Raw genomic sequence first — 26,087 nt, 5'->3', positions numbered from 1 at the left:
AGACATGGATAAGCAAGTTGGATTTTATATAAATGTCGCCGCCTGCATCGGGTGCAAAACCTGTGTTGTGGCGTGCAAGGATAAGAACGATCTTGAGGTCGGGCGTAACTTCCGCCGTGTGTATGATATCGAGGCCGGAGAATATCCGCGCCCGCGCCGCTGGCATCTCTCCATTGCCTGTAACCATTGTGACGATCCGCAGTGCGTCAGCCATTGTCCGACAACCGCGATGCATAAGCGGGAAGAGGACGGGGTGGTACTGGTGGATCATGACAAGTGTGTAGGCTGCCGTTACTGTACCTGGGCCTGTCCGTATGAGGCGCCGCAGTTTGATCCTGCGCTCGGTATGATGACCAAATGTGATACCTGTCTGGATCTGCGGGAGCAGGGTGGCAATCCGATGTGTGTGGATTCCTGCCCGATGCGCGCCATTGAGTTCGGTCTTATCAGCGAACTGCGCAAAAAATACGGTACCAATGCCGATATCGGCGGTTTGCCTAACTCATCCGTTACCCGGCCGAACCTGGTTGTCGGCACCAAAGGATAAGGAGAATGATCATGCATGAACTGCCTCTTGTTATATTCACCTTATTTATGCAGGCTTCGGTCGGCTGTCTGGTGATCACGTTACTCTGTTACTTCCGCCTGTTCGGCTGTACGGATGCCCGCACCGCGATGAAATGGGTGCGTGTTCCGCTGATCGTCTCATTCCTGCTGGGCTGTGCCGGTCTGCTGGGTTCCCTGTTCCATATGGGGAATCCGTTCCATATGTTTTATACCATGCTGCACGTTTCCGACTCGTGGATGAGCCGTGAAGTCTGGGCGACGGCTGTTTATATGGCGCTGCTGTTCTTCAGTGTCGCGCTGCTGCTGTTAAAACAGAAAGTGAACGGCTTCCTGCTGCTGTTAAGTGCAGTGGCGGGGCTGGTGTATATGTATGTGATGTCCGCGCTGTACGCAAACACCTTGTTTAATCTGTGGGGCGGACTGTTTACCTATACCGGGTTCTTCGGTTCCGTGCTGCTGACCGGCGGGATGATTGCCGGGCTGCTGCTGGTGACTGCACTGGGTTACGCCCGTGAGGATGTGCTGATTCAGCGTGTGGTGAAGATTGCGCTTGCGGCGGGCGTGGCGGGATTGCTGCTGATACTGCTGAGTGCGCTGCCGCTGACCGGTAACATCGGTGAGCCGATCTATGCCGGAATGACTCCGCGGGTTATGCCGGAAGGGTTGCTGAACCTGCATATTATCCGTGTGGTGCTGATCGGACTGGGAATGTTCTTTGCCGGACGTCTGCTGTGTCAGAAAAATGCACAGGTCACTAACGGCACGCTGATGATGGCACTGGCGGTTATCTGTGTCTTCGCCGGTGAAGCGGTCGGGCGTGTGGTGTTCTTCTCGCTCGGCGGGTAATACGCGGTATGAAACAAAAATCCGGACGTTTTTACGTCCGGATTTTTTATCAGCGGGTAAGAATGACATCCCCTAAAATATTATCTTTCAGCAATCCGCCGTTTTTGGCCTGGAACAGCACAAAATCAATATCCCGTGCCTGATAGCGCTCGCGCAGAATAGTGGTGATTTCCTTGATCGCCTTACCCTGCAATAATCCGTCAATCATCATCGCCAGCAGCAGAGACTGATCACGGTAGGTCAGCGGATTGAGTGAACCCATCACCCGGTTGAGGTAGTGATCAAAGATTGGCAGCGGGTTTTCCGGGAGCTCGCGGTTCAGTTTGATCTGCACATCGATCACCGTATTAAAATCAATACCGTAGTGTGCAATCCGGTCGCGCAGATCATTGACATAGCGATCAATATCATCGGAATACAGCGTGCTGATCGTGCCGCTGAAATTAAACAGATTCATGCCGTTCAGGCGCTGTAAAATATAAATGGCAATATAGAGATTGTAGCGTGACGGGATCAGCAGGCAGTTATCAATCCACCAGACCAGCACATGATGCGGGCTGATGCTGTCATCAATATATTTCACCGGCGGATAGATCATAATATCGGTATCTGTTAACTCGCCGAGATGTGTCTGGATCAGATTATCCACCTGACGCCAATCCAGCCCGCCGCTGCCGCAGCCGAGTGCCGGAATGGCCACGGATTTCAGTCCCTGTTTTTTAATCAGGGCTTTCAGCTCGCGCAGTCCGCTTTCGATAAATTCATAACCGGAAGGGGAGTCCCATTTATCGCGGGTCGGGAAGTTGATCACTTTCCGGCCGTGTTCGTCCGTAACTGACAACTGACCGGCGCCTATTTTATTTTCTTTGCATAAAGCTTCATAGGCGTGTGCGTTGACCGGATAATCCAGTCTGAACTGATAGGCAATTCCCTTTCCCATGACGCCCTGACAATTAACGGCATTTACCAATGCCTGCGCATCAGATCTCAGTAAATCACCTTTGAGGTATTTAATCATCGTTACAGTCCGTTTTATATTTCAGTCTGCAATATTGTCGCCTGCTATGACGCTGACGGGTATAGGAATTTTCTTGGGTTTACGGAATAAGAATAGTCACGGAGAAATAAGTAATAATAACAGGAAATATAAAAGTGAATTAAATATGGAAGAATTTAAAATGAAGAGTGAAATAAAATAAAACAAAAATATAATATGCCGCATAATAAGCGGCATATTATTAACATGATATATTCATATCAGGTGTTATTTATTTTTTCACACAATTCTTCCGCAGCCTTTAACAGCCGCGGCGTGCCGCGCTGGAACCAGTCGGCATTAATCGTAATTACCGGCACATCAAGCTGCGGAGACCAGAAGCGTTTTACATTCTCCACTTCGCGGTTATCCCCGGAGATCAGGATTATCGCCGGTCTGCGGATCAGTACCTGCTCACGATTGACCTGTGGCCAGGGAACCGGGCTGTCGGCAAACACGTTTTTACCACGGCACAGTGTGACCACTTCGCTTTGCAGGGTGGTGCCGGATGCGGTGAAAATCGGGTTTTGGCCGAACTGGAGAAAGATCCGTTTTTCCGGTTTATCACCGTAGCGGGCTTTCAGGGTTTCAATCCCGCTGCGCATATCTGAAGCAGCCTGTTCCGCCAGGGCCGGTTGCGGACTGTAAGAGGCAAGACGATCCAGATCATCCGCAATTTCACCGAGGTTGCGCGGATCAAAATACTCGACTTTTATCCCGAGATGTTCCAGCTGACTCAGCGGGCGCTGCGGGTTTCCGCCGCGCCAGGCCATGATCAGATCCGGCTTCAGGGCAATAATACGTTCAAGATTCAGTCCCTGCCAGCTGGACACCTGTTCGATATTTTTCGCTTCCGGCGGGTAATCCGCGTTGGCACTGACACCGACCAGGTTATCGCCCAGACCGGCGGCATAGGCCATCTCCGCCAGTGACGGGGAGAGGGCGATCACCCGCTGTGCCGCAGCCTGTGCTCCGGCGGATGCCAGCAGAAACAGCAGACCGGCGAAGCGCAATGATCGTCTGATCATTTCAGCGAATCAGTATTGGCGAGGATTTCCGCCACCATCAGGGAAGACTGCTTTGCCGCCAGCGGCAGAAACTCATCAAAACTGAGGTGAGAGGCTTTATCTGCCACATCAGAAATGGCGCGCACCACCACAAACGGTACCTGATACTGATGGCATACATGGCCGACAGCCGCACATTCCATTTCCACCGCCACCACGGACGGGAACGTTGCACGGATACGCGCCAGCGGCTCTGCACCGTTAATAAAGGCATCACCGCTGCAAATCAGGCCGCGTACGGCGTTCAGGCCGAGCGTCTGAATGCATTTCTCAGTCAGTGCAATAAGACCGGCATCAGCGGTAAAGGCAGGCGGGCATTGTGCCATCTGGCCCGGCTCGTAGCCGAATGCAGTGACATCCGCGTCGTGATAGCGGACTTCCGAGGAGACAACAATATCGCCGACATTCAGGTGCGGGGCGAGACCACCGGCCGAACCGGTGTTAATCACCACATCCGGTTTGCACAGCTCCAGCAGCAGGGTGGTACCGATGGCGGCCGCCACTTTACCGATACCGGATTTGAGCAGGGCGACATCAACACCGTTGATCTGACCGGTATAGATTTCACAGCCGCCGTGGCGGAGGGTTTGCATGTTGGTAATCTGATCACGCAGCAGGGTTACTTCCTGCTCCATCGCACCTATGATACCGACTTTCATTATGTCATACTCCCTGAATAGAAATTGAACTGCATAATAACGGATTAGCAACAGTTTATCACTGAATCCCGGCGGGCGGTGTCTTTTCCCGTGCGGATAAAAAGACGGAGGCGACGTGCCGGTGATCGATTTTAAAAAGAAGCTGAATTTCCACCGCCAGTTTGGTGCTTCAGCGGCGGAATCCGCAGAAGAGTTTCTGGTGAATCAGGCATTTGAAAGTGATCGCGGGCGCATCATCAATTCCGCCGCTGTCCGTCGTCTGCAACAGAAAACCCAGGTCTTTCCGCTGGAGCAGAATTCCGCTGTCCGCAGCCGTCTCACTCACTCTCTGGAAGTGCAGCAGGTCGGGCGCTATATCGCCAAAACCATCCTCAGTCAGCTGAAACAGTCACAACAGCTGGAAGAATACGGCCTGGATGAGCGCACCGATGCTTTTGAAAGTGTGGTGGAAATGGCGTGTCTGATGCATGACATCGGTAACCCGCCGTTCGGCCATTTCGGCGAGGCAGCGATTCAGAAATGGTTCGGCAGTCTGCTGGGTGAACCGCAGACCGGCGGGGAAGATCACTGTCAGATTGCCGCACTGCGCCTGACCGGTTCACCGCAGGCGGATAATCTGCGCTGTCAGCTGCGCCGCGATTTATGTCAGTTTGAGGGGAATGCCCAGGGAATGCGGATGGCGCACCATCTGCTGAAACTCAATCTGACATTTGCCCAGATAGGCAGCGTGCTGAAATATACCCGTCCCGCCTGGCAGTTAGAGCCGGTGCCGGAAGAATTCGATTATCTCACCAAAAAACCGGGCTATTACTGGTCTGAAAATACCCTGATTCAGCGACTGCGCGATGAGTTACAGCTCGGTGAGTTCTGCCGTTTTCCGCTCAGTTATATTATGGAAGCTGCGGATGATATCTCGTATTGCATTGCTGATCTGGATGATGCGGTGGAGAAAGGCATTCTGACCCCGGATACGCTGGTGACGTATCTGCGCCAGGAGTGGCAGGCGCTGGAAGGCTCAGAGGATTCCGCCCTGTTCCGGGATACGGTGGAGCTGGCTTACCAGTCGCTTACCCGCAGCCATCACCGCAGCCCGCAGGATCAGTTTTTTATGTATCTGCGGGTCTATATCACCAACAAACTGGTGCCGTACACCGCGCAACGCTTTATTGATAATCTGCCTGCGGTGTTTGCGGGTACTTACAATCAGGCGCTGCTGGAAGATAAAAGTGAAGAACACCGCCTGCTGAAGACCCTGAAACGGGTCGCGTTTAAGTATGTGTTTACCCATCACGAAGTGGAAGAGCTGGAATTGCAGGGATTCAGAATTATCAATGGCCTGCTGGATTTCTACCGGCCATTATTAATGATGCCGCAGGCCGATTTTGCGGATCTGGTCCGTGAAAATTTCCACAAATACTATTTTATCGAAACCCGGCTGTTGCATAAGCTGTCACGCAAGCAGCGGGCGGCTTACAGTGAAGCGGTTGCCGCACTGGCGGAACACCCGCCGGAAGAGCGGACGATTCTGGAATTTTATTACCGGGCCCGGCTGATTCAGGATTATATCAGTGGTATGACCGACCATTACGCTTACGAAGAATACCGGCGTTTCTCTGTTTGTCAGTAAGCTGCTGATTAATGGCAGCACTTTCTCACAAATGACCTGACAATTCCGGTTCAATATTACCGGAATTGTTGCTACGATTAATCTGCAGTTGTTGCTGAAATAGATTCACTGTATTCGGTGGCGGATATCTGTTATTTAAGGACGAAATATCAAAACAATTTGCGATGCAAATGTTAATGAATATAAAGCATATTGTTATTATTTCTTATTTTTTATATGTGCATCATATTATCGCAGCCTGAATATATTTCAGGGACTATACCGTCGCACCAAATGTATTAACCGGGATTACATCACGTATGCAAAAAGAGTATCGGGTCGGGATTGAATTTGAATATTGGCTGACGTTGTACCGGAATAAAAGTGCCGCCGGTATTAAATCTTTTGACAATATTACCTTGTCAGAGCTGGAGCCTGCACTGAATAACCGTCCGGGGATGGATGATGCCTCGCTGCATAAAGGGGATGCGGGCATTAAAGCCGGTTACTGGTATGTTGAGGGCGATGAGCGTTTTTCGCCGGAAGGTCAGCTTGTTGCACAGGTTATCAAAGGGATAGAAATCCGTACCCCGCCGGCAGAGTCAGTAACGGCAGCATTAAATTCCCTGCAAACGATAGAAATTCAGCTGAGTGAGCGCCTGAAGGACTGCGGGCTGGGACTGGGGATCAGCGCTTATCACCCGGTTTCGCCGCGCTATCAGTTTAATCCGCCGCTGAATGCGTGGGAAAAAGACTTTCGCGAGGAACATGCCGCATTCCGCCATGCCGACCTGGTGATGCAGACCTGCGGGCCGGATATCAATATCTCCGTACCGGAAATGAGCGATGTCCGTGTTGTCCAGGCAGTGGAAAAACTGACCTTTTTCGCGCCGTATCTGGTGGCTCTTTCGCTGAACGGCCCGCTGGAAAACGGGCAGTTATGGGGCGGTTTATCCCGCCGTACCGCACTGCGCAGTTGTCATCGTCCGGCCTGCAAAGGGTTTCTGACCAACTCGGCGGTGTATCCGCATGACTTTATTTACCCTGCGCGTAACGAGGGAGAGCACGGACGGATTGAGTTTAAAGCGTTTGATGCCGTTCCCGATCCGGCGCTGCTGGGTGCATTCTGCGCGTGGGTTCTCGGGCTGGTGCTGGATGATACCATCTCCTTTAATTACGGCGTGCAGCCGGATTCCCGCTTTAATGCGATTGCCCGTGATCCGTTTGCGGATCTGACCGTTTCCACGGTGGCGGAAACGCTGCTGAACGCCGCCCGCCGGGCGCTGGAACAACATGGTCTGCTGCATGAAGCAGACCGGTTGCAGTTACTCAGTGAACGCCTGGCAAACAGAATGACGCCTGCGGATGAAATGATCACCCGTTTTATGGTCAGTGGTGAGTTAATGCATTTCGGCGGGCTGTGGCCGGATCTGAATGCGTAACACCGTCATATCAGGATACATTTTTGTTACCGGCAATAATAAACCGTTATTTTTTTAATAACGGTTTTTTTTGCGGTAAAAAAATCAGCACTGGTAAGTTCATGTAAATTTAATATTTATCAGAGACTGATCCTGCGTATTATTCACAGAATGCTGCTGTCTCTGACAGCATTAATAATGAAACCGGCAGCCCGGTGGCATAACGATAAATATTATTTATCATTTTAATAAATAGTGCTGAGGTGCTATCCGGCATTATGGTATCATCAGCAGCTCGTATTTTTACCGGTTTACAGCGTGTAACCTGCAGCGTACCCGAATAATCCGTTGGTCAATACGCTGCTTTATGGGAAAATCACCGGCCTCACAGACAACGTTTTTTATCATTATGGCGCAATTTTATTCTCAGCCCCGTCAGACCCCGCGGCAGTCCCGTACTGTCACTGTCACCGCTGACTCTCTCGATGCTCTCGGGCAGGGCATTGCCCGCCTTCAGGGCAAAACTGTTTTTATCCCGGATTTGATGCCGGATGAGTCCGCACAGGTCAGGCTGACGGAAGAAAAGCGCCACTACGCCAAAGGCAGTGTGGTGAAACGTCTGTCCGATAATCCGGCACGCCGCAAACCGGCCTGCCGTCATTACGGACAGTGCGGCGGCTGTCAGCAGCAGCACATTCCGGTTGCGATGCAGCGGGAAACCAAAGCCGCTTACCTTTCTTACCTGCTGACCCGCGAAACGGGTGAGGCGTGCGGGGATGTCCCTGTACTGAGCGGGGAAGAGTACGGCTACCGCCGCCGGGCGCGGCTGGCTCTGGTGTATTCCCCGAAAACAAAACAGCTGACAATGGGATTTCGTCAGGCGCAGAGCAAATCAACGGTCGCCGTAAAACAGTGTCCGGTACTGGTTCCGCGCCTTGAAGCATTGCTGGTACCCTTACAGGGCTGTCTCTCTTCGCTGGCTGCCGCACCGAAACTCGGTCATGCGGAACTGGCGGATACGGAAAGTGGTCCTCTGCTGGTGCTGCGCCATCTGGCGCCGCTCAGTGATGCGGATATGTCGGTACTGACGGCATTTTGTTCTGAATACAGCACAGCGCTTTATTTACAGGGCAGTGCGGATGCTCCTCCTGTGTCAGTTTGTGCGCAGCATCCTCCGTATTACGCGGTGGCCGGGTTAAAATTACAGTTCAGCCCGCAGGATTTTATCCAGGTGAACGGTGACCTGAATGAGCAGATGGTCGCACAGGCGCTGAACTGGTTGGAGCTGACAAAACACGATCGCGTGTTAGATCTCTTCTGCGGGATGGGAAACTTTACGCTGCCGGTGGCGGAACGCGCCGGTGAGGTTGTCGGGGTGGAGGGCGTGGAAGCGCTGGTCCGCACGGCCCGGGAGAATGCCCGTCTCAATCATCTGGCGAATGCCGCGTTTTATCACGCGGATTTGTCGCAGGATATTACCGGGGAGCCGTGGGCGGCTTCCGGGTTTAATAAAGTTTTACTGGACCCGGCGCGTGCCGGGGCGGCTGAGATTATGCCGCATATTGTTGCGCTTTCCCCTGAGCGCATCGTTTATGTTTCCTGCAATCCCACAACACTTGCAAGGGATAGTCAGGTTCTGCATGGTGCCGGGTATCACCGGAATGCTGTCCGCATGCTGGATATGTTTCCGCAAACCGGCCATTTGGAGTCGATGGTGCTTTTCACGAAGACACCACCGGTCAGTCAGTAGGGAGAATGTATGGTCGCGGTAAGAAGTGCGCATTTAACACCGGCCGGTGAGTTTGACCCGGCACACTGGATTAACAGCCTCGGGCTGCATAACCCGGTGACGGGTGAAAAACTGGAAGAGGTCTGGCATTACTGTCATCAGCAGGTTGATGGTCATCAGGATGCGGCGCTGTTGTTGGGGCGCGGTATTGAGATGGTGGAAATTTTATCCACCCTCAGTATGGATCTCGACAGTCTGCGTGCAGCGTTGCTTTTTCCGCTGGCCGAAGCGGAGATCCTCGGTGAGGAAGAGATAAGCGAAGCCTTTGGCTCCGCTATCTGGCTGCTGGTCAAAGGTGTGATGGATATGGATGCTATTCGTCAGCTGAAAGCCACCCATAATGACGAAACCAGTTCGGTGCAGGTGGATAACATCCGCCGCATGCTGCTCTCCATGGTGGAAGATTTCCGCTGCGTGGTTATCAAGCTGGCGGAGCGGATCGCCCATCTGCGCGAAGTGAAAGATGCCGGTGAAGACGAACGCGTCCTGGCCGCCAAAGAGTGTTTCAATATTTATGCCCCGCTGGCGAACCGCCTCGGGATCGGGCAGCTGAAATGGGAGCTGGAGGATTACTGCTTCCGTTATCTGCACCCGGATGATTACAAACGCATTGCCAGCCTGCTGCATGAGCGCCGTCTTGACCGCGAAGAGTATATCGATAATTTTGTGACGTCACTGCGTGAAGACATGAAAGAAGAGGGGATTCAGGCCGAGATCTACGGACGGCCGAAGCATATCTACAGCATCTGGCGCAAGATGCAGAAAAAATCACTTTCTTTTGATGAACTGTTTGATGTCCGCGCCGTGCGGATTGTGGTGGAGCGCCTTCAGGACTGTTACGCCGCACTCGGGATTGTCCACACTCATTTCCGTCATCTGCCGGATGAGTTTGATGACTATGTGGCGAATCCGAAACCGAACGGCTATCAGTCCATTCATACCGTGGTGCTGGGGCCGAAAGGCAAAACTCTGGAAATTCAGATCCGTACCCGGCAGATGCATGAAGATGCGGAACTCGGCGTTGCGGCACACTGGAAATACAAAGAAGGAACCGCAGGCGGCGGAAAAACCGGCAGTTACGAGAACCGCATTGCCTGGCTGCGTAAACTGATTGCGTGGCAGGAAGAGATGGCCGATTCCGGCGAAATGCTGGATGAGGTGCGCAGTCAGGTGTTTGACGACCGTGTTTACGTCTTTACCCCGAAAGGGGATGTGGTGGATTTACCGGCAGGCTCCACGCCGCTCGATTTTGCCTACCATATCCACAGTGATGTGGGGCACCGCTGCATCGGCGCGAAAATCGGCGGCCGTATCGTGCCGTTCAGCTACCAGTTACAGATGGGCGATCAGATTGAAGTCATCACCCAGAAACAGCCGAACCCGAGCCGTGACTGGCTGAACCCGAACCTGGGGTATGTCACCACCAGCCGCGGGCGGGCAAAAATCCATAACTGGTTCCGCAAACAGGATCGCGATAAAAATATTATTGCCGGACGGCAGATGCTGGACAACGAACTGGCCGCGCAGGATATCAGCCTGAAAGAGGCGGAAAAACTGCTGATCGCCCGCTATAACGTGCATTCGCTGGATGAAGTGCTGGCCGGTATTGGTGTGGGTGATATCCGCATCAACCAGTTGTCGAACTTCCTGCAAAGTAAGCTGAACAAACCGACAGCGGAAGAGGCTGATCGTGAAGCCCTGAAAACCCTTGAAAAAGCGCCGCCGGCCAAACCGGCACCAGCTCACCAGAGCAGCGGCCGCATTGTGGTTGAGGGGGTCGGTAACCTGATGCATCACATCGCCCGCTGCTGCCAGCCGATTCCGGGGGATGATATTATCGGTTTTATCACCAAAGGCCGGGGGATCTCCATCCACCGCGCGGATTGTGAACAGCTGGCGGAATTGCAGGAACAGGCACCGGAGCGTCTGGTGGAAGCAGTCTGGAGCGCGAGTTACTCCAGCGGCTATTCTCTGGTGGTGCGGGTGGTGGCAAATGACCGCAGTGGTCTGCTGCGCGATATCACCACGATTCTGGCTAACGAGAAAGTGAATGTTCTCGGGGTACGCAGCCACAGTGATGTGAAACAGCAGATTGCCACTATCGATATGGACATGGAAATCTATAATATCCAGACTCTCAGCCGTGTGCTGGCAAAGCTGAACCAGCTGCCGGATGTGATTGAGGCAAAACGTCACACTCAGTAAAACGGCCGGAAATCGGTTACACTGAAAAGCAGACTCTGGTCTGCTTTTTTTATCACTCGCGGAAATCATATTCAGGAACTAATCACATGTCTGTATCAGTTGAACGCCTGCTGGCGATCATGTCGCAGTTACGCGACCCGGAAAACGGCTGTCCGTGGGACAAAGCGCAAACTTATGCCACTATCGCCCCTTACACCCTGGAAGAAACCTATGAGGTGCTGGATGCCATTGAGCGGGCTGATTTTGACGATCTGAAAGGTGAGTTAGGTGACTTACTCTTTCAGGTGGTGTTCTATGCACAGATGGCGAAAGAAGAAGGGCGTTTTGACTTTGAGGATATTGCCGCCGCGGTCAGCGATAAACTGACCCGCCGCCATCCGCATATTTTTGCCCGTGAGCAGGGGATCGGCGCGGAAGCGGCTATTTCCGGCTGGGAACAGCGCAAAAGTGCGGAGCGCGCTGAAAAATCACAATATTCCCTGCTGGATGATATCCCGGCGACGCTGCCTGCCCTGATGCGTGCTTATAAAATCCAGAAACGCTGCGCATCCGCCGGATTTGACTGGGACACACTCCCGCCGGTGCTCGGCAAGGTGTACGAGGAACTGGATGAGGTGATGGAGGAAGTGAATCAGCCGCAGGTGAATGATGAGCGTGTGGCCGAAGAGCTGGGGGATTTACTGTTCGCAGTGGTTAATTTTTCCCGTCATCTGGGACATAAACCGGAAATGGTGTTACAAAAAGCCTGCCGCAAGTTTGAGAATCGTTTCCGGCAGGTGGAGAACGATATTGCCGCCCGCGGACTGACGATGGAATCAGCAACACTTGATGAAATGGAGAAAAGTTGGCAGGATGTTAAATCCCGTGATGGGTAAGCTTAATGCTTTCAGCTAATGATTTTACCGGAGAATGAAAAGTTTTTTATAAAATGTAAGACGTTGATTAGTTAGTGTAAAAAGGCGGTTTTTACCGCCCCGGGAGCGACGGATAACCGAAAAGAGGTGACGAGATTATTTGTCGCCAAAATAAGGTTAGGGTATACTATTTTCCCGTCCTGTTATATCCATCATCTATTACACCTAAACTTTCAGGTTCAGCATGAAAACTAATTATATTTTTGTGACCGGCGGGGTCGTATCCTCTCTGGGTAAAGGCATTGCCGCAGCCTCTTTAGCGGCTATACTCGAAGCCCGTGGACTCAATGTCACCATGATGAAACTGGATCCGTACATCAACGTCGATCCGGGAACCATGAGCCCGACCCAACACGGGGAAGTTTTCGTCACTAACGACGGCGCTGAAACTGATCTCGACTTAGGTCACTACGAGCGCTTCATCCGCACCAAAATGACCCGCCGTAATAACTTTACTACCGGACGTGTTTACTCTGAAGTCCTGCGCAAAGAGCGCCGCGGCGACTATCTCGGTGCCACCATTCAGGTTATCCCGCACATCACCAACGAAATCAAAGACCGTATCATCCGTGGCGGTGAAGGTCATGACGTGGTGCTGGTGGAAGTCGGCGGGACTGTCGGTGATATCGAATCACTGCCGTTCCTGGAAGCTATCCGTCAGATGGCGGCGGAAGTCGGCCGTGAGCACACCTTATATCTGCATTTGACTTTGGTTCCGTATCTGGCCGCAGCCGGTGAAGTAAAAACCAAGCCGACTCAGCACTCAGTAAAAGAATTATTATCCATCGGAATTCAGCCGGATGTGCTGATTTGCCGTTCAGACAGAGTGATTCCTGCTAACGAACGTGCGAAAATCGCGCTTTTCTGTAACGTTCCTGAAAAAGCGGTTATCAGTCTGAAAGATGTCGATTCCATTTATAAAATCCCCGGCCTCTTGAAATCCCAGGGATTAGATGATTATATCTGTAAACGATTCAGCATTAATGCTCCGGAAGCAGATCTCTCCGAATGGGAGCAGGTGATTTATGAGGAAGCCAATCCGTCAGGTGAAGTCACCATCGGGATGGTCGGCAAATATGTTGAACTGCCGGATGCCTATAAATCTGTTATCGAAGCACTGAAACACGGTGGCCTGAAAAACCGCGTTACTGTGAACATCAAACTGATTGATTCTCAGGATGTGGAAACCCGCGGTACAGAACTGTTACAGGGACTGGATGCGATTCTGGTGCCGGGCGGCTTCGGTTCCCGTGGTGTGGAAGGTAAGATTATGACCGCCCGCTATGCCCGCGAGAACAACATTCCGTATCTGGGCATTTGCCTGGGGATGCAGGTGGCACTGATTGACTTTGCCCGTAACCTGGCCGGTATGGCAGATGCGAACTCCACGGAATTTGATGCTGATTGTAAGTACCCGGTCGTTGCGCTGATTACTGAATGGCGTGATGAAGACGGCAATATTGAAGTCCGCAGCGAAGAGAGCGATCTCGGCGGTACAATGCGTGTCGGCGGTCAGTTATGCCACCTGACGAACAATTCTCTGGTTCGCCGGATGTACGGCAAAGATGCGATTACTGAACGTCACCGTCATCGTTATGAAGTGAACAACATGTTACTGAAGCGTCTTGAAGATGCAGGTCTGCTGGTTGCCGGCCGTTCAGTGGACAACAAACTGGTGGAAATCATCGAGAACCCGAATCATCCGTGGTTTGTGGCTTGTCAGTTCCATCCGGAGTTCACCTCTACCCCGCGTGATGGTCATCCGCTGTTTGCAGGTTTTGTCAAAGCGGCCTCTGATAATCAGAAAGGTCTGCTAAAATAAGATGTGAGGTGAGTGACCGGCCGTAAGTACCGGTTACTTATCTGAAAATTTAACTTGTACTGAGGAAAACCTAATGTCCAAAATCGTTAAAGTGATCGGCCGTGAAATCATCGACTCCCGCGGTAACCCGACTGTAGAAGCTGAAGTACACCTGGAAGGCGGTTTTGTGGGTATGGCTGCTGCGCCGTCAGGTGCATCGACCGGTTCCCGTGAAGCACTGGAACTGCGTGACGGTGATAAATCACGCTTCCTGGGTAAAGGGGTTCTGAAGGCTGTCGGCGCGGTAAATGGTCCGATTGCACAGGCGCTGCTGGGTCAGGATGCCAAAGATCAGGCTAAAGTTGACCAGATCATGATCGACCTCGATGGTACTGAAAACAAATCCAACTTCGGTGCAAACGCGATTCTGGCTGTGTCTCTGGCAAACGCCAAAGCCGCTGCGGCATCAAAAGGTTTACCTCTGTACGCACACATCGCAGAACTGAACGGCACGCCGGGCAAATACTCTATGCCGCTGCCGATGATGAACATCCTGAACGGTGGTGAGCACGCTGATAACAACGTGGATATCCAGGAATTCATGATCCAGCCTGTCGGTGCACCTTCTCTGAAAGAAGCTGTCCGTATGGGTTCTGAAATCTTCCATCACCTGGCGAAAGTGCTGAAAGCGAAAGGCATGAACACCGCAGTGGGTGACGAAGGTGGTTATGCACCAAACCTGGGTTCTAACGCTGAAGCGCTGGCTGATATCAAAGAAGCTGTTAAAGCAGCAGGCTACGAATTAGGTAAAGACGTTACCCTGGCGATGGACTGTGCCGCTTCTGAGTTCTACAACAAAGAAACCGGTATGTATGAACTGAAAGGTGAAGGCCGTACCTTCACATCTCAGGAATTCACCCATTACCTGGAAGAACTGACCAAAGAATATCCGATCGTCTCTATCGAAGATGGTCTGGATGAATCTGACTGGGATGGTTTTGCGTATCAGACTAAAGTTATGGGCGACAAAATCCAGCTGGTCGGTGATGACCTGTTCGTGACCAATACCAAGATCCTGAAAGAAGGTATCGAAAAAGGTGTCGTTAACTCCATTCTGATTAAATTCAACCAGATCGGTTCACTGACCGAAACACTGGCTGCTATCAAAATGGCAAAAGATGCCGGTTACACCGCGGTTATCTCTCACCGTTCCGGTGAAACCGAAGATGCCACCATTGCAGACCTGGCAGTCGGTACCGCAGCAGGCCAGATCAAAACCGGTTCTATGAGCCGCTCTGACCGTGTTGCCAAGTACAACCAGCTGATCCGTATCGAAGAAGCGCTGGGTGAACGTGCACCGTTCCACGGCCGCAAAGAGATCAAAGGTCAGTAATTGTTACTGTGAATGTTAAAAAAGGTGTGTCCGGCGGACACACCTTTTTTTATGACTCCGTTATCTTATCTTACGAATATTTCCCCGGTTTTTATCCGTTCCCTCAATGACTAAAACTGGTCATTTACCATGCTATGACAAGTTTTTTTACTTATTCTGTTGCCTCAGATCGCAAAATGGACGTTTTGTGATGTATTTTGTTATTAATACTTTTTATATTTCACATGAAGATAAATTGTTTAACATTTTTAGCATTCATGCAAAAACGCCGGTTATTAAACTATGACAGCAACCGGTTTCGTGAATGCTTTACATCCTACTGAGGGAATTATCATGGACGCTTCAGAAACGCTCACCCAATCCACCGGGCTGAGTTCTTTTAATACAAAAGGACTCATCATCCTGGCTCTGGATATTGTGCTGCTGATACTGCTGCTGAAATATCTGCCCTACAGCGACAAAGAGAATGCCGGGCTGGCGCTGATGGTGTTCGTTGCTGTTTTATGGCTGACAGAAGCAATTCATGTCACGCTGACCGCGTTACTGATCCCGATTCTGGCTGTATTTCTCGGATTACTGGGCGCGGGTAAGGCATTGCAGTCATTTGCCAGCCCGACGATTTTCCTGTTCTTCGGCGGTTTTGCACTGGCGACAGCACTGCATATTCAGGGGCTGGATCGCCTGATTGCCAACCGTCTTCTGCTGATCGCCCGTGGCCGGTTATGGGCGGCAGTGGTTCTGCTGTTCAGTGTCACCGGTGCGCTTTCCATGTGGATCAGTAATACCGCGACAGCCGCGATGATGTTACCGCTGGTACTGGGTATTCTGGGCAACCTGGACATCCGTCACGACCGTAACACGTTTGTGTTTATGCTGCTGGGGGTCGCTTACAGTGCCAGTATCGGTGGTCTGGGGACCATGGTCGGCAGTCCGCCGAATATCATTGCCGCAAACCAATTGGGTATGGATTTCTTCACCTGGATGAAATACGGCATTCCGATGGTATTGATCCTGATGCCGATTATGTTCGGTATTATGTATCTGATGTTACGTCCGAAGCTGGGTGCCCGTTTTGAAATTGAAGTGGAGCAGGTTCACTGGACACCAAAACGTCTGCTGACACTCGGTATTTTCGGTCTGACGGTTATCTGCTGGATCGGCAGCGCACCACTGAGTGAACTGCTGGGTAACATTAAGGACTTCGATACCATTATCGCCCTGAGTGCCGCCGCGCTGATTGGTATTACCGGGGTGGCCAGCTGGTCACAGATCCAGAACAACACGGAGTGGGGCGTTCTGTTCCTGTTTGGTGGTGGTCTGACACTGAGTATGATCCTGAAAGATTCCGGTGCCAGTGAAGTGATGGCGGACTGGATGAAAACCTCATTTGGTAACAGCAGCTGGCTGGTGATTATTATCGCCGTCACCACCTTTATCATTGTGCTGACCGAGTTCACCAGTAACACCGCCAGTGCCGCGCTTCTGGTGCCTATCTTTGCCGGTGTGGCTGATGGTCTGGGAATGCCGGTTATGGCGCTGACCATGATTATCGGTATCGGTGCATCCTGTGCCTTTATGTTGCCGGTGGCGACACCGCCGAACGCGATAGTCTTCGGAACCGGGTTTATCAAACAGTCTGAAATGGTACGGGTTGGTGGTGTACTGAATATCGCCTGTATCATTGTTATCTCGGCGTTTGCCTGGTTGTTCTGGGTATAACAGTCCCTCTGACGATAAAGATACAAACAAAGTACAACGCAAGAAACCCGCTGATTTATCAGCGGGTTTTTTTATACCGGCAGCAAAGAATATTGGTACGGATGCATCGATACCGGGATACCGCAAAAACGCGAAAGAGCAGAAGAGAAGAGAAGAGAAGAGGAGCTGAAGATCAGTCGGAGAGAGACACAGGTATTATCAGATATAAAAAAGCCCTGCATCAGGCAGGGCTTCGGATACGAGAGATGATATCAGCCGCGTTTATTCGCAACATACACGGTTAATTCAACGCCCGGATGTAAATCCTTCATTTTGACTTTACTGTTCCAGGACATCAGTTCTTTCAGTGTCACGCCATGACGCTGTGCGATGCTGTAGTAAGAATCACCCTGACGGACTTTATACTTCGCCAGACGCATTGCATTTTTGGTGGCCGCTTTTGATGGTTTCACCACCGGACTGCCTTTCACCCGTAATGTTTGTCCCGGTTGCAGAACAGCGGCGCTTTTCAGTCCGTTCAGCTTTTTCAGCTCAGCAACGGTCATCTTATGGCGGTTAGCGATGGCATAGAATGAATCACCGCTTTTCACTTTATACTTCGCAGCCTGTGCACGACCGGCTGGTGTGCTTAACTGTTCTGTACGCTGATTGTTTTTCGCGACTGCTGTGCGGATATCATTAAGCACTGCATCATCAGATAACGCGCTCATCAGCTGGTCGACTTTGGTTTTCGGCAGCATCAGATAGTGAGGACCGGCCGGAGATGTTACACCGCGTTTCAGGCTCGGGTTGTAATCTTTCAGTCTGGAAACCGGCATATCCAGCAACTGTGCCGCAACATCCAGGGAAATCTGCTGGCCGATATTTACCCGTGCCAGGGCGCGTTCTGCATTGGGTACCGGTAAATTCACACCGTTGCGGTCGCTGTTGCGGATAACATTGCTCAGGGCAAAAATACGCGGCACATAATCCATGGTCTCTTTCGGCAGGGATAATGACCAGTAATCCGTTGGTTTTCCGGCTGCGGCGTTTGCTTCCATCGCGCGCAGCACACGGCCTTCGCCGCTGTTATAGGCAGCCAGGGTCAGTGCCCAGTCTCCGCCGAACATATTATTCAGACGTTCCAGCAAATCCAGAGCGGCAGTGGTGGAGGCGGCCACATCACGGCGGTCATCAACCCACTGGTTCTGATTCAGCCCGTTTGCTTTGCCGGTGCTCGGGATAATCTGCCATAACCCGGCAGCCTGAGCCGGTGAGGTGGCATGCGGATTAAAAGCACTCTCCACTATGGGCAGCAGAACCAGTTCCATCGGCATGTTACGTTCATCGATTTTGCCGATGATCCAGTACATGTAAGGTTCTGCGCGCAGTGTCACATCGTGGAGATAGCTCTTTTTGGCGAGGTAAGAGGCTTCTTCAGCCCGGATACGGTCGTTGTCCGGGATGTTCATTTTCATCTCATCGCGGATATAACCCCAGATGTCATCTTCGGGGCTGACAGAGGACATTTTTGCCGTGTCCATCTGCTGAGCAGTCAGTAAAAAGCCGTTACCGGAAGGATAATGAGGTTTCTGAGTGGTTTTCTGCGGCGCAGTCTGACACCCCGCCAGCAAAATAGCGGCGGCAAGAAGTGTGGCTTTGATTTTCATGTTGGCGGAATCAGCATTATTATTCTTCAGTCTGTAGGTTTCGCAATCATACTGGTGTTATTCCGCCCTGACAACGATTACGGCTAAAATTGATCTTTTTTTGCGCGTAAAGACGTAAAAGTTTCCTCAGCCGTCGCAGTATGTTTACTTACTGATAAATTATGTTGCAGATCAATGTTATCACAGTTAAGAAAAACATTAATTTTCCTTTCTGTTTTCAGTGTGACGGGCAGTGTGGCTTCATGATTACGGCGTAATTGTTCAATATAATGCTGATATGCCTGAATATCGGTGTTTTCCGGCCAGACTGCGTGAGCAAAGGCAAGATTGGACTGTGTATATTCATGCGCACAGCAGACCAGTGTCTCATCCGGCAGTGCCGCAAGACGGCTGACGGAGCGGAACATCTGCGCCGGTGTGCCTTCAAAAATCCGGCCGCAGCCGCCGGAAAACAGCGTATCGCCGCAAAAAAGATACGGTTCACAGTAATAAGCCACATGACCGAGTGTGTGTCCCGGTACAGCCATAACCTGAAATGTCAGCCCGCCGCAGGTGATAGTGTCATTATCCTGTACGCAGTGATTTGCCCCTTTCGTCATGGTTTCAGCGGGGCCGTAAACCGGCAGGCCGGGGTAGTGTGAGACAATCTCAGCCGTACCGCCGGTGTGATCCGCATGGTGGTGTGTCAGCAGGATGGCAGAGGGGGTCAGTCCCTGCTCCCGCAATGTCTTCAGCACCGGCGCACTGACGCCGGGATCGACGATGACGCAGGTGTGCGCATTATCCCGTAATAGCCAAATGTAGTTATCTGATAACGCGGAAATTCTGATAAGCTCCATAGATACCTCACCTTTTTGAGTGTAAACCAAGGATAAAGCCATGTTTTCTGCACGAGCGACAAAAACTCTGACGATGCCGGACTCGTGGAGCGATATCCCCTGCGGGCGCCGCTTCCGGCAGTCGCTGGAAGCACAACTGGCACCCTGGTGGCCGAAAATGTTTGGCTTCCATCTGATTAAGATCGGTGCACTGAGCTGTGAAATTGACAGCAGCAACTGCATGATACCGCATCAGGTGAATATGGCACCGCAGGGTAACACCTTACAGGTATTCGGGGAGGCGGCGCAATTGCCGTTTCTGGACAAATCCGCGGATGTCTGTGTGCTGGCACATAATCTGGGGTACAGCAGTGACCCGCACCGGCTGCTGCGCGAGGCCGACCGTGTCCTGATTGAGGACGGCTGGCTGATTATCAGCGGGTTCAACCCGTTAAGCCTGCTGGGGGCGCGTAAACTGATCCCGTGGCGTCTGAATCAGCAGCCGCAGTGCAGCCGGATGTTTTCACAGTTCCGCATGCTGGACTGGCTCAGTCTGCTCAACTACGAAATTATGTATCACCGGCTTACCACTCCGATCCCGTGGTGTAACCCGGACAGCGCCGGCAACCGCTATGCACGTATGTTTGGCTGTCTGGGAGTGATTGTGGCGCGTAAACGCACGGTGCCGCTGACATTCACACCGCAGAAGCTGCGCCTGCTGCGGCCGAAACTGAATAATGTGGTGGGCGCGGCCCGCGAGCAGACGCCGCCGCGCTGTCTGAAACGCCGCTGAGGATTATTCAGCGGCGGGCTGATAACCGGTATCGTTCTGTGACGGGGACTCTGCCGCCGCACGGGCAAGCTCATCACAGCGTTCGTTTTCCGGATGTCCGGCATGGCCTTTCACCCACTGCCAGTCAATCTGATGGCGGGTGATAGCGGAATCCAGGCGCTGCCACAAATCGACATTCACTACCGGGGATTTATCCGCTTTACGCCAGCCGCGCCGTTTCCAGTTATGTATCCACTGCGTGATCCCCTGGCGGACATACTGGCTGTCCGTGGTCAGCACGATATCACACGGGCGTTTGAGCGTTTCCAGCGCCATAATAGCGGCCAGCAGTTCCATCCGGTTATTGGTGGTGAGAAAAAAGCCCTCACTAAGCGTTTTCTCACGGCCTTTATAACGCAGCAGCGCACCGTAGCCGCCGGGGCCCGGATTTCCGAGGCAGGAGCCGTCGGTGAAAATTTCTACCTTGTCACTCATCTCTGGTAGACTCTTCCTCTGATTGATTGGCAATTACCTGAGTCTGACACAAAACGCCATTATGAGCACTGATATTACACGACAAATTGTTCTCGATACCGAAACCACCGGTATGAACAAACTGGGTGCCCACTACGAGGGGCACAATATTATTGAGATCGGTGCGGTTGAAGTGATCAACCGGCGCCTGACCGGCCGTAATTTCCATCTGTATATCCGGCCTGACCGGCTGGTGGACCCGGAAGCCTTTGGTGTGCACGGGATCAGCGATGAATTCCTGATGGATAAGCCGGTCTTTGCCGATATCGCGGATGAATTTATTGAATTTATCCGTGGCGCAGAGCTGGTCATTCATAATGCGCCCTTCGATATCGGCTTTATGGATTATGAATTCCGCAAGCTGAACCGGGGGATCCCGCCGACGGCTGAATTCTGTACCATCACCGACAGCCTGACGCTTGCCAGACAACTATTCCCGGGTAAACGTAATAACCTCGATGCGTTATGCGACCGCTATCAGATAGATAACTCAAAACGTCTGCTGCACGGTGCGTTACTCGATGCCGAAATTCTGTCGGATGTCTATCTGGCGATGACCGGCGGCCAGACATCGCTGGCTTTTTCAGCGGATAATGAGAGCGGCGGCGAAGAGAACGTCCAGGCTATTCAGCGGATTGCCCGCCCGCAGAGTGGCCTGCGCGTGGTATATGCCACGGATGAGGAAATTGCGGAACACGAAGCACGTCTGGATCTGGCTGAGAAAAAAGGGGCCAATCCTTGCATCTGGCGGAGCTGACCTGCCGCAGCGGGTGCGGCGCCTGTTGCACTGCGCCATCCATTTCATCCCCCATTCCCGGTATGCCGGAGGGGAAACCGGCCAATACCCGCTGTGTGCAGTTGTCAGCACAAAATCTGTGTCTGATTTTCGGCTCACCGCTGCGCCCGGCTGTTTGTGCCGGATTACAGCCCTCGCGGGAAATGTGCGGGGAGGGCCGTGATGATGCGATGACTTATCTTCTTGATCTGGAAAAACAAACGTCTCCCTGAGCACGGATGACTGCGTGGCGTGATAGTGTATGTCGTGTGCACTTTTCCGTATCAAACCGGTTTCTCAGGCGAAAAACTGTGCAATTGCATGGGTTTACACAAATCAGCTATTGACGAACGGAAACCGGCATCGTATTATTCGCACCGTTCCCGAAAGGAACACACGGAGCGGTAGTTCAGTTGGTTAGAATACCTGCCTGTCACGCAGGGGGTCGCGGGTTCGAGTCCCGTCCGTTCCGCCAGATTACAGAAGCCCTGACAGCAATGTCAGGGCTTTTCTGTTTCTCGCTGTATAATTTTGCACTGTACAATTTTTTTCTGAATAATCGCGTTGTATCATTATCATCCCCCGGTATTACCTCTCTTATCATTTTGATAATACTTTGTGACCGCACTCATGCTTTATGTGAATAAATAATGTTCAGGTGCTGGCACATATCTTGCTGTTTGTTTTCCGTAACCGGTTGCGCGGTTGGCGCTGCTGTTCCGGTAAAAACAATAAAACAGATCACAGAGGTTGTATTATGAAAACAAACACCGGGAGTGATGAAGTTAATGAAATGATGCCGATGCGGAAACTGTTTCCGTATGCTGTTCAGCATATTTTTGCCATGTTTACCGGCACTATTGCCGTGCCGATAGTGATTTCCCAGGTTCTGAAACTGTCGCAGGAAGATACGACCCTGCTGATTGCCGCGGCGATTTTTGTCTCCGGCGTGGGAACGCTTATCCAGTCACTGAATATCACCAAATATGTCGGCGTCAGTCTGCCGCTGATCCTCGGCACTTCGTTTGTGGCGATGCCGCCGGTTTTTATTATCGCCTCGCAGTTTGGCGGGGGAATTGAGTCACTGCCTTATGTCTTCGGCGGGACACTGGTTTCCGGGGTGCTGCTGTTCTTTCTTGCGCCGTTGTACGGAAAAATTGCTTTCTTATTTAAACCGATAGTTATCGGTTGTTATCTTATTATGCTCGGCGTTTCCCTGCTGCCGGTTTCGTTTTCCGGCATTGTCGGCTATCCGGGGGAGGCTTCCTACGGCGACCCGGCCGGTATTTTTCTCGGTGTGCTGACTATCGCGGTGATTGTGCTGTTAAACCGCTTCGGTAAAGGCGCGTTGCGGGAAATGTCGATTCTTATCGGCCTTATCGTAGCCACTTTGGTCGCAGTGGTGATGGATATGGTTAATTTCGGCCCGGTGAGCAGCGCAGGGTGGTTTTCGTTTGTCCGTCCCGCCCATTACGGCATTCAGTTTGATCTGACCGCGATTATTCTGATGTTCCTCGGTACCTTTATGGCCACTCTGGATTCTGTCGGTACTTTCTCCACCGTCGGCCGCCTGTGTAACCGCTCTATGGAAGGCAATGCCCTGAACTCTCCGATGCGCGGGGAAGGGGTGGCAGTGACCATTTCCGGTCTGTTTAACTGTACGCCGCTGACCTCTTTTATTAACAATGCGGGGGTGATTATTATCTCCGGTGTGCGCAGCCGTTATGTGACGGCGTGCAGCGGAGTGATCCTGATTATCCTCAGTATTATTCCCAAATTCTCTGCGATTGCGACTATGATCCCCGCTTCTGTTTTCGGCGGTGCGACCCTGGTGATTTTTGCTTTTATTACTGTTGCCGGGATAGACACACTGACAAAATCCGTCGATATGACCAAAATGGGCAATATGATGGTTGTCGGGATTTCAGTCAGTGTCGGACTGATGTTTAACGGACAGGGGGAAGCCCTTTCTCAGCTGCCGGAAATGTTGCGGATTATTCTTTCCCAGGGCGTGATAGTGACCTTTGTTCTGGCTATCGTGCTGAATCTTTTATTTAATTTTGACAGTGTGATCGGTAAAAAAGAAAAACAGTAATATCTTTGCCTGCCGGTAAGCGGAATTTTTCCGTCACCGGCAGGAAACGCCTGCCATCCGCCGGATAAGCACACAGAATGCAGTATTTCCGCTTGCTATTCATTGTGGTAATCGGGTTTAATAGGTCACTTCCGCTGTTGCGCAATACCTGGTGCTAAAACGATTTAGTCAGCGAAAATGCCGCCTGTGCGAAGTCTTGTTTCTGTTCTCAGACACGCCTCGCCTGACGTCTCATTGTTGTCTTTTCAGCCCCGACCCTTTGCCTCTGACCGGTGATAAGGATTGCCATCCGTGCGCGGCACTGCGAAAATAGCCTGTATCTGCTTTTTATCCGAACCTGGAGTAGACAATGACCTCTCGTAAAACTCTTGCTAATGCGATTCGTTTCCTGAGCATGGACGCGGTGCAAAAGGCAAATTCCGGACACCCCGGCGCACCAATGGGCATGGCTGATATCGCGGAAGTACTGTGGCGCGACTATCTGAAGCACAACCCGACCAACCCGCACTGGAGTGATCGTGACCGCTTTGTGCTGTCAAACGGCCACGGCTCAATGCTGATTTACAGCCTGCTGCACCTCACCGGCTATGATGTATCTGTGGATGACTTAAAAGCCTTCCGTCAGCTGCATTCCAAAACCCCGGGTCACCCTGAATACGGTTACACCCCGGGTGTGGAAACCACTACCGGCCCGTTAGGCCAGGGTATCGCAAACGCAGTCGGTTTTGCTGTGGCAGAACAGACACTGGCGGCGCAGTTTAACCGTCCGGGTCACGATATTGTTGATCATCACACCTACGTCTTTATGGGCGACGGCTGTATGATGGAAGGGATCTCCCACGAGGCCTGCTCTCTGGCCGGTACCCTGAAACTGGGTAAACTGGTTGCCTTCTACGATGACAACGGCATTTCCATCGACGGTAACGTTCAGGGCTGGTTTACTGATGATACCGCCAAACGTTTTGAAGCTTACGGCTGGCACGTCGTGCGCGGCATTGACGGTCACAATCCTGATCAGATCAAAGCGGCGGTTGAAGAAGCCAAAGCGGTTACTGACAAACCATCCCTGCTGATGTGCAAAACAGTTATCGGTTTCGGTTCGCCGAAGAAAGCCGGTACTGCGGATGCACACGGTTCTCCGTTAGGTGATGCGGAAATCGCCGCTACCCGCGAAGCACTGAACTGGCCGTATGCGCCATTCGAAATCCCGCAGGAAATCTATACTGAGTGGGATGCGAAGAAAGCCGGTGCTGCTGCTGAATCTGAGTGGGATGTGAAATTCGCTCACTACGAAAAAGCTTTCCCTGAACTGGCCCGCGAATACCGCCGCCGTGTAAACGGTGAGCTGCCTGCGCAGTGGGAAGCCGATGCAAACGCCTTTATTCAGAATCTCCAGGACAACCCGGCCAGCATTGCCAGCCGCAAAGCATCACAAAATGCACTGGAAGCATTCGGTAAAGTGCTGCCTGAATTTATGGGTGGTTCCGCTGACCTGGCACCGAGTAACCTGACCATGTGGTCCGGCTCTGCGCCAATCAATGAAGACAAAGCGGGTAACTACATCCATTACGGCGTGCGCGAGTTCGGCATGTCTGCCATCATGAACGGTATCGCTCTGCACGGCGGTTTCATTCCTTACGGCGCGACCTTCCTGATGTTCGTTGAATATGCCCGTAACGCGGTGCGTATGGCGGCACTGATGAAGATCCGCAGCATCTTTGTTTACACTCATGACTCTATCGGTCTGGGTGAAGACGGCCCGACTCACCAGCCGGTTGAGCAGATCGCCAGCCTGCGTGTGACACCAAACATGAGCACATGGCGTCCGTGTGACCAGGTGGAATCCGCTGTGGCGTGGAAATACGCGATTGAGCGTAAAAACGGCCCGACATCCCTGATCTTCTCCCGTCAGAATCTGGCACAGCAGCCGCGTACCGCGCAGCAGCTGGCTGATATCGAAAAAGGGGCGTATATCCTGAAAGATTGCGCAGGTCAGCCGGAAGTGATCCTGATTGCCACCGGTTCTGAAGTGGAACTGGCCGTGAAAGCATACGAGCAGCTGACAGCCGAAGGCCGTAAAGCGCGTGTGGTATCTATGCCGTCCACTGATGCATTCGATAAACAGGATGCCGCGTACCGTGAATCTGTTCTGCCGTCAGCGGTGACAGCACGTGTTGCTGTTGAAGCGGGTATTGCGGATTACTGGTTCAAATACACCGGTATGCAGGGTGCCATCGTCGGCATGCATTCATTCGGTGAATCTGCACCTGCCGGTCAGCTGTTCAGTGAGTTTGGTTTCACTGTTGAGAACGTGGTTTCTCAGGCGAAAGCCCTGCTGAAATAATCTGCTGATACAGATTCTGAAAGCGCATTCCGGTTTTTTTGACCGAATGCGCTTTTTTTATCTTTGCCTGTCTGACT

The 26,087-nt window shown here is 52.0% G+C and carries 21 protein-coding genes and 1 tRNA gene; 16 read left to right on the top strand and 6 right to left on the bottom strand.

Going from position 1 to position 26,087, the window contains the following annotated elements; all coding sequences use genetic code 11:
• Nucleotides 1-4: 4 nt before the first annotated feature.
• Nucleotides 5-547: a DMSO/selenate family reductase complex B subunit gene (locus R5268_RS16270; protein WP_112550366.1), complete on the top strand. Its 543-nt coding sequence runs from the start codon at nucleotides 5-7 to the stop codon at nucleotides 545-547.
• Between the two features lie 11 nt (nucleotides 548-558).
• Nucleotides 559-1,413 (top strand): dimethyl sulfoxide reductase anchor subunit family protein, encoded by an 855-nt coding sequence (locus R5268_RS16265; protein WP_317419774.1) that lies wholly within the window; start codon nucleotides 559-561, stop codon nucleotides 1,411-1,413.
• A gap of 49 nt (nucleotides 1,414-1,462) precedes the next feature.
• Here the strand turns inward: R5268_RS16265 and R5268_RS16260 are convergent, their stop codons facing one another.
• From R5268_RS16260 to mtnN, 3 genes are all read right to left on the bottom strand, one after another.
• Complete coding sequence (locus R5268_RS16260) at nucleotides 1,463-2,431, bottom strand: macro domain-containing protein (protein WP_166707117.1); 969 nt, start codon at nucleotides 2,429-2,431, stop codon at nucleotides 1,463-1,465.
• A gap of 239 nt (nucleotides 2,432-2,670) precedes the next feature.
• A complete protein-coding gene (gene btuF / locus R5268_RS16255; RefSeq protein WP_317419773.1) occupies nucleotides 2,671-3,477 on the bottom strand; it encodes a vitamin B12 ABC transporter substrate-binding protein BtuF in 807 nt (268 codons plus the stop codon).
• Nucleotides 3,474-4,175: a 5'-methylthioadenosine/S-adenosylhomocysteine nucleosidase gene (mtnN, locus tag R5268_RS16250; RefSeq protein WP_317419772.1), complete on the bottom strand. Its 702-nt coding sequence runs from the start codon at nucleotides 4,173-4,175 to the stop codon at nucleotides 3,474-3,476. Before mtnN ends, btuF begins: the two co-directional genes overlap by 4 nt.
• 115 nt (nucleotides 4,176-4,290) lie before the next feature.
• Here mtnN and dgt point away from each other — a divergent pair, with 115 nt between their 5' ends.
• The 8 genes from dgt to R5268_RS16210 all read left to right on the top strand — a co-directional run bounded on the left by dgt (nucleotide 4,291) and on the right by R5268_RS16210 (nucleotide 17,023).
• Nucleotides 4,291-5,802, top strand: coding sequence for a dGTPase (gene dgt / locus R5268_RS16245; protein WP_317419771.1), 1,512 nt, complete (start codon nucleotides 4,291-4,293; stop codon nucleotides 5,800-5,802).
• 299 nt (nucleotides 5,803-6,101) lie between these two features.
• Nucleotides 6,102-7,223, top strand: coding sequence for a glutamate-cysteine ligase family protein (locus R5268_RS16240; RefSeq protein WP_218427558.1), 1,122 nt, complete (start codon nucleotides 6,102-6,104; stop codon nucleotides 7,221-7,223).
• 346 nt (nucleotides 7,224-7,569) lie between these two features.
• Nucleotides 7,570-8,952 (top strand): 23S rRNA (uracil(1939)-C(5))-methyltransferase RlmD, encoded by a 1,383-nt coding sequence (gene rlmD, locus R5268_RS16235; RefSeq protein WP_317419770.1) that lies wholly within the window; start codon nucleotides 7,570-7,572, stop codon nucleotides 8,950-8,952.
• Between the two features lie 9 nt (nucleotides 8,953-8,961).
• Nucleotides 8,962-11,196 (top strand): GTP diphosphokinase, encoded by a 2,235-nt coding sequence (gene relA / locus R5268_RS16230; protein ID WP_046895127.1) that lies wholly within the window; start codon nucleotides 8,962-8,964, stop codon nucleotides 11,194-11,196.
• Between the two features lie 86 nt (nucleotides 11,197-11,282).
• Nucleotides 11,283-12,071: a nucleoside triphosphate pyrophosphohydrolase gene (gene mazG, locus R5268_RS16225; protein WP_317419769.1), complete on the top strand. Its 789-nt coding sequence runs from the start codon at nucleotides 11,283-11,285 to the stop codon at nucleotides 12,069-12,071.
• Between the two features lie 223 nt (nucleotides 12,072-12,294).
• Nucleotides 12,295-13,932, top strand: a complete 1,638-nt coding sequence (gene pyrG / locus R5268_RS16220) for a glutamine hydrolyzing CTP synthase (protein ID WP_317419768.1) — start codon at nucleotides 12,295-12,297, stop codon at nucleotides 13,930-13,932.
• Nucleotides 13,933-14,005: 73 nt separating this feature from the next.
• Complete coding sequence (gene eno, locus R5268_RS16215) at nucleotides 14,006-15,304, top strand: phosphopyruvate hydratase (protein ID WP_107679681.1); 1,299 nt, start codon at nucleotides 14,006-14,008, stop codon at nucleotides 15,302-15,304.
• Between the two features lie 333 nt (nucleotides 15,305-15,637).
• On the top strand, nucleotides 15,638-17,023 hold the full coding sequence (locus tag R5268_RS16210; RefSeq protein WP_107679699.1) for an SLC13 family permease: 1,386 nt from the start codon (nucleotides 15,638-15,640) through the stop codon (nucleotides 17,021-17,023).
• A gap of 251 nt (nucleotides 17,024-17,274) precedes the next feature.
• On the opposite strand, the gene mltD is transcribed toward R5268_RS16210, so the two are convergent.
• A complete protein-coding gene (gene mltD, locus R5268_RS16205) occupies nucleotides 17,275-18,672 on the bottom strand; it encodes a murein transglycosylase D (RefSeq protein ID WP_317419767.1) in 1,398 nt (465 codons plus the stop codon).
• 83 nt (nucleotides 18,673-18,755) lie between these two features.
• Complete coding sequence (gene gloB, locus R5268_RS16200; RefSeq protein WP_317419766.1) at nucleotides 18,756-19,511, bottom strand: hydroxyacylglutathione hydrolase; 756 nt, start codon at nucleotides 19,509-19,511, stop codon at nucleotides 18,756-18,758.
• A 40-nt stretch (nucleotides 19,512-19,551) separates the two neighbouring features.
• Between gloB and R5268_RS16195 the strand changes: the two genes are divergently transcribed.
• A complete protein-coding gene (locus R5268_RS16195; RefSeq protein WP_317419765.1) occupies nucleotides 19,552-20,283 on the top strand; it encodes a class I SAM-dependent methyltransferase in 732 nt (243 codons plus the stop codon).
• Nucleotides 20,284-20,286: 3 nt separating this feature from the next.
• Here R5268_RS16195 and rnhA read toward each other — a convergent pair whose 3' ends face one another.
• Nucleotides 20,287-20,757: a ribonuclease HI gene (gene rnhA / locus R5268_RS16190; RefSeq protein ID WP_046895133.1), complete on the bottom strand. Its 471-nt coding sequence runs from the start codon at nucleotides 20,755-20,757 to the stop codon at nucleotides 20,287-20,289.
• 61 nt (nucleotides 20,758-20,818) lie between these two features.
• On the opposite strand from rnhA, the gene dnaQ reads away from it, so the two are divergent.
• From dnaQ to tkt, 5 genes are all read left to right on the top strand, one after another.
• Nucleotides 20,819-21,553 (top strand): DNA polymerase III subunit epsilon, encoded by a 735-nt coding sequence (gene dnaQ / locus R5268_RS16185; RefSeq protein ID WP_182107353.1) that lies wholly within the window; start codon nucleotides 20,819-20,821, stop codon nucleotides 21,551-21,553.
• Nucleotides 21,550-21,804: a YkgJ family cysteine cluster protein gene (locus R5268_RS16180; protein ID WP_317419796.1), complete on the top strand. Its 255-nt coding sequence runs from the start codon at nucleotides 21,550-21,552 to the stop codon at nucleotides 21,802-21,804. The genes dnaQ and R5268_RS16180 overlap by 4 nt, the downstream gene beginning before the upstream one ends.
• A 165-nt stretch (nucleotides 21,805-21,969) precedes the next feature.
• Nucleotides 21,970-22,046: transfer RNA gene (locus R5268_RS16175), tRNA-Asp, on the top strand.
• A gap of 282 nt (nucleotides 22,047-22,328) precedes the next feature.
• Nucleotides 22,329-23,666 carry a uracil-xanthine permease family protein gene (locus tag R5268_RS16170; protein WP_317419764.1) on the top strand — a complete coding sequence of 446 codons (1,338 nt, stop codon included), beginning with the start codon at nucleotides 22,329-22,331 and terminating at the stop codon, nucleotides 23,664-23,666.
• Between the two features lie 349 nt (nucleotides 23,667-24,015).
• Nucleotides 24,016-26,010, top strand: a complete 1,995-nt coding sequence (gene tkt, locus R5268_RS16165; RefSeq protein WP_317419763.1) for a transketolase — start codon at nucleotides 24,016-24,018, stop codon at nucleotides 26,008-26,010.
• Nucleotides 26,011-26,087 lie beyond the last annotated feature (77 nt).

The sequence above is a fragment of the Morganella sp. BCCO 40_0007 genome, from assembly GCF_032989665.1.
Classification (GTDB): domain Bacteria; phylum Pseudomonadota; class Gammaproteobacteria; order Enterobacterales; family Enterobacteriaceae; genus Morganella; species Morganella sibonii.
This window is presented reverse-complemented; position numbering and strand designations above follow the sequence as displayed.

Bases quoted from the DNA above. Each gene is read 5' to 3' on its own strand.
- R5268_RS16270 (WP_112550366.1), top strand. From the start codon at position 5: ATGGATAAGCAAGTTGGATTTTATATAAATGTCGCCGCCTGCATCGGG.
- R5268_RS16265 (WP_317419774.1), top strand. From the start codon at position 559: ATGCATGAACTGCCTCTTGTTATATTCACCTTATTTATGCAGGCTTCG.
- R5268_RS16260 (WP_166707117.1), bottom strand. From the start codon at position 2,431: ATGATTAAATACCTCAAAGGTGATTTACTGAGATCTGATGCGCAGGCA.
- btuF (WP_317419773.1), bottom strand. From the start codon at position 3,477: ATGATCAGACGATCATTGCGCTTCGCCGGTCTGCTGTTTCTGCTGGCA.
- mtnN (WP_317419772.1), bottom strand. From the start codon at position 4,175: ATGAAAGTCGGTATCATAGGTGCGATGGAGCAGGAAGTAACCCTGCTG.
- R5268_RS16240 (WP_218427558.1), top strand. From the start codon at position 6,102: ATGCAAAAAGAGTATCGGGTCGGGATTGAATTTGAATATTGGCTGACG.
- rlmD (WP_317419770.1), top strand. From the start codon at position 7,570: ATGGGAAAATCACCGGCCTCACAGACAACGTTTTTTATCATTATGGCG.
- relA (WP_046895127.1), top strand. From the start codon at position 8,962: ATGGTCGCGGTAAGAAGTGCGCATTTAACACCGGCCGGTGAGTTTGAC.
- mazG (WP_317419769.1), top strand. From the start codon at position 11,283: ATGTCTGTATCAGTTGAACGCCTGCTGGCGATCATGTCGCAGTTACGC.
- pyrG (WP_317419768.1), top strand. From the start codon at position 12,295: ATGAAAACTAATTATATTTTTGTGACCGGCGGGGTCGTATCCTCTCTG.
- eno (WP_107679681.1), top strand. From the start codon at position 14,006: ATGTCCAAAATCGTTAAAGTGATCGGCCGTGAAATCATCGACTCCCGC.
- R5268_RS16210 (WP_107679699.1), top strand. From the start codon at position 15,638: ATGGACGCTTCAGAAACGCTCACCCAATCCACCGGGCTGAGTTCTTTT.
- mltD (WP_317419767.1), bottom strand. From the start codon at position 18,672: ATGAAAATCAAAGCCACACTTCTTGCCGCCGCTATTTTGCTGGCGGGG.
- gloB (WP_317419766.1), bottom strand. From the start codon at position 19,511: ATGGAGCTTATCAGAATTTCCGCGTTATCAGATAACTACATTTGGCTA.
- R5268_RS16195 (WP_317419765.1), top strand. From the start codon at position 19,552: ATGTTTTCTGCACGAGCGACAAAAACTCTGACGATGCCGGACTCGTGG.
- rnhA (WP_046895133.1), bottom strand. From the start codon at position 20,757: ATGAGTGACAAGGTAGAAATTTTCACCGACGGCTCCTGCCTCGGAAAT.
- dnaQ (WP_182107353.1), top strand. From the start codon at position 20,819: ATGAGCACTGATATTACACGACAAATTGTTCTCGATACCGAAACCACC.
- R5268_RS16170 (WP_317419764.1), top strand. From the start codon at position 22,329: ATGAAAACAAACACCGGGAGTGATGAAGTTAATGAAATGATGCCGATG.
- tkt (WP_317419763.1), top strand. From the start codon at position 24,016: ATGACCTCTCGTAAAACTCTTGCTAATGCGATTCGTTTCCTGAGCATG.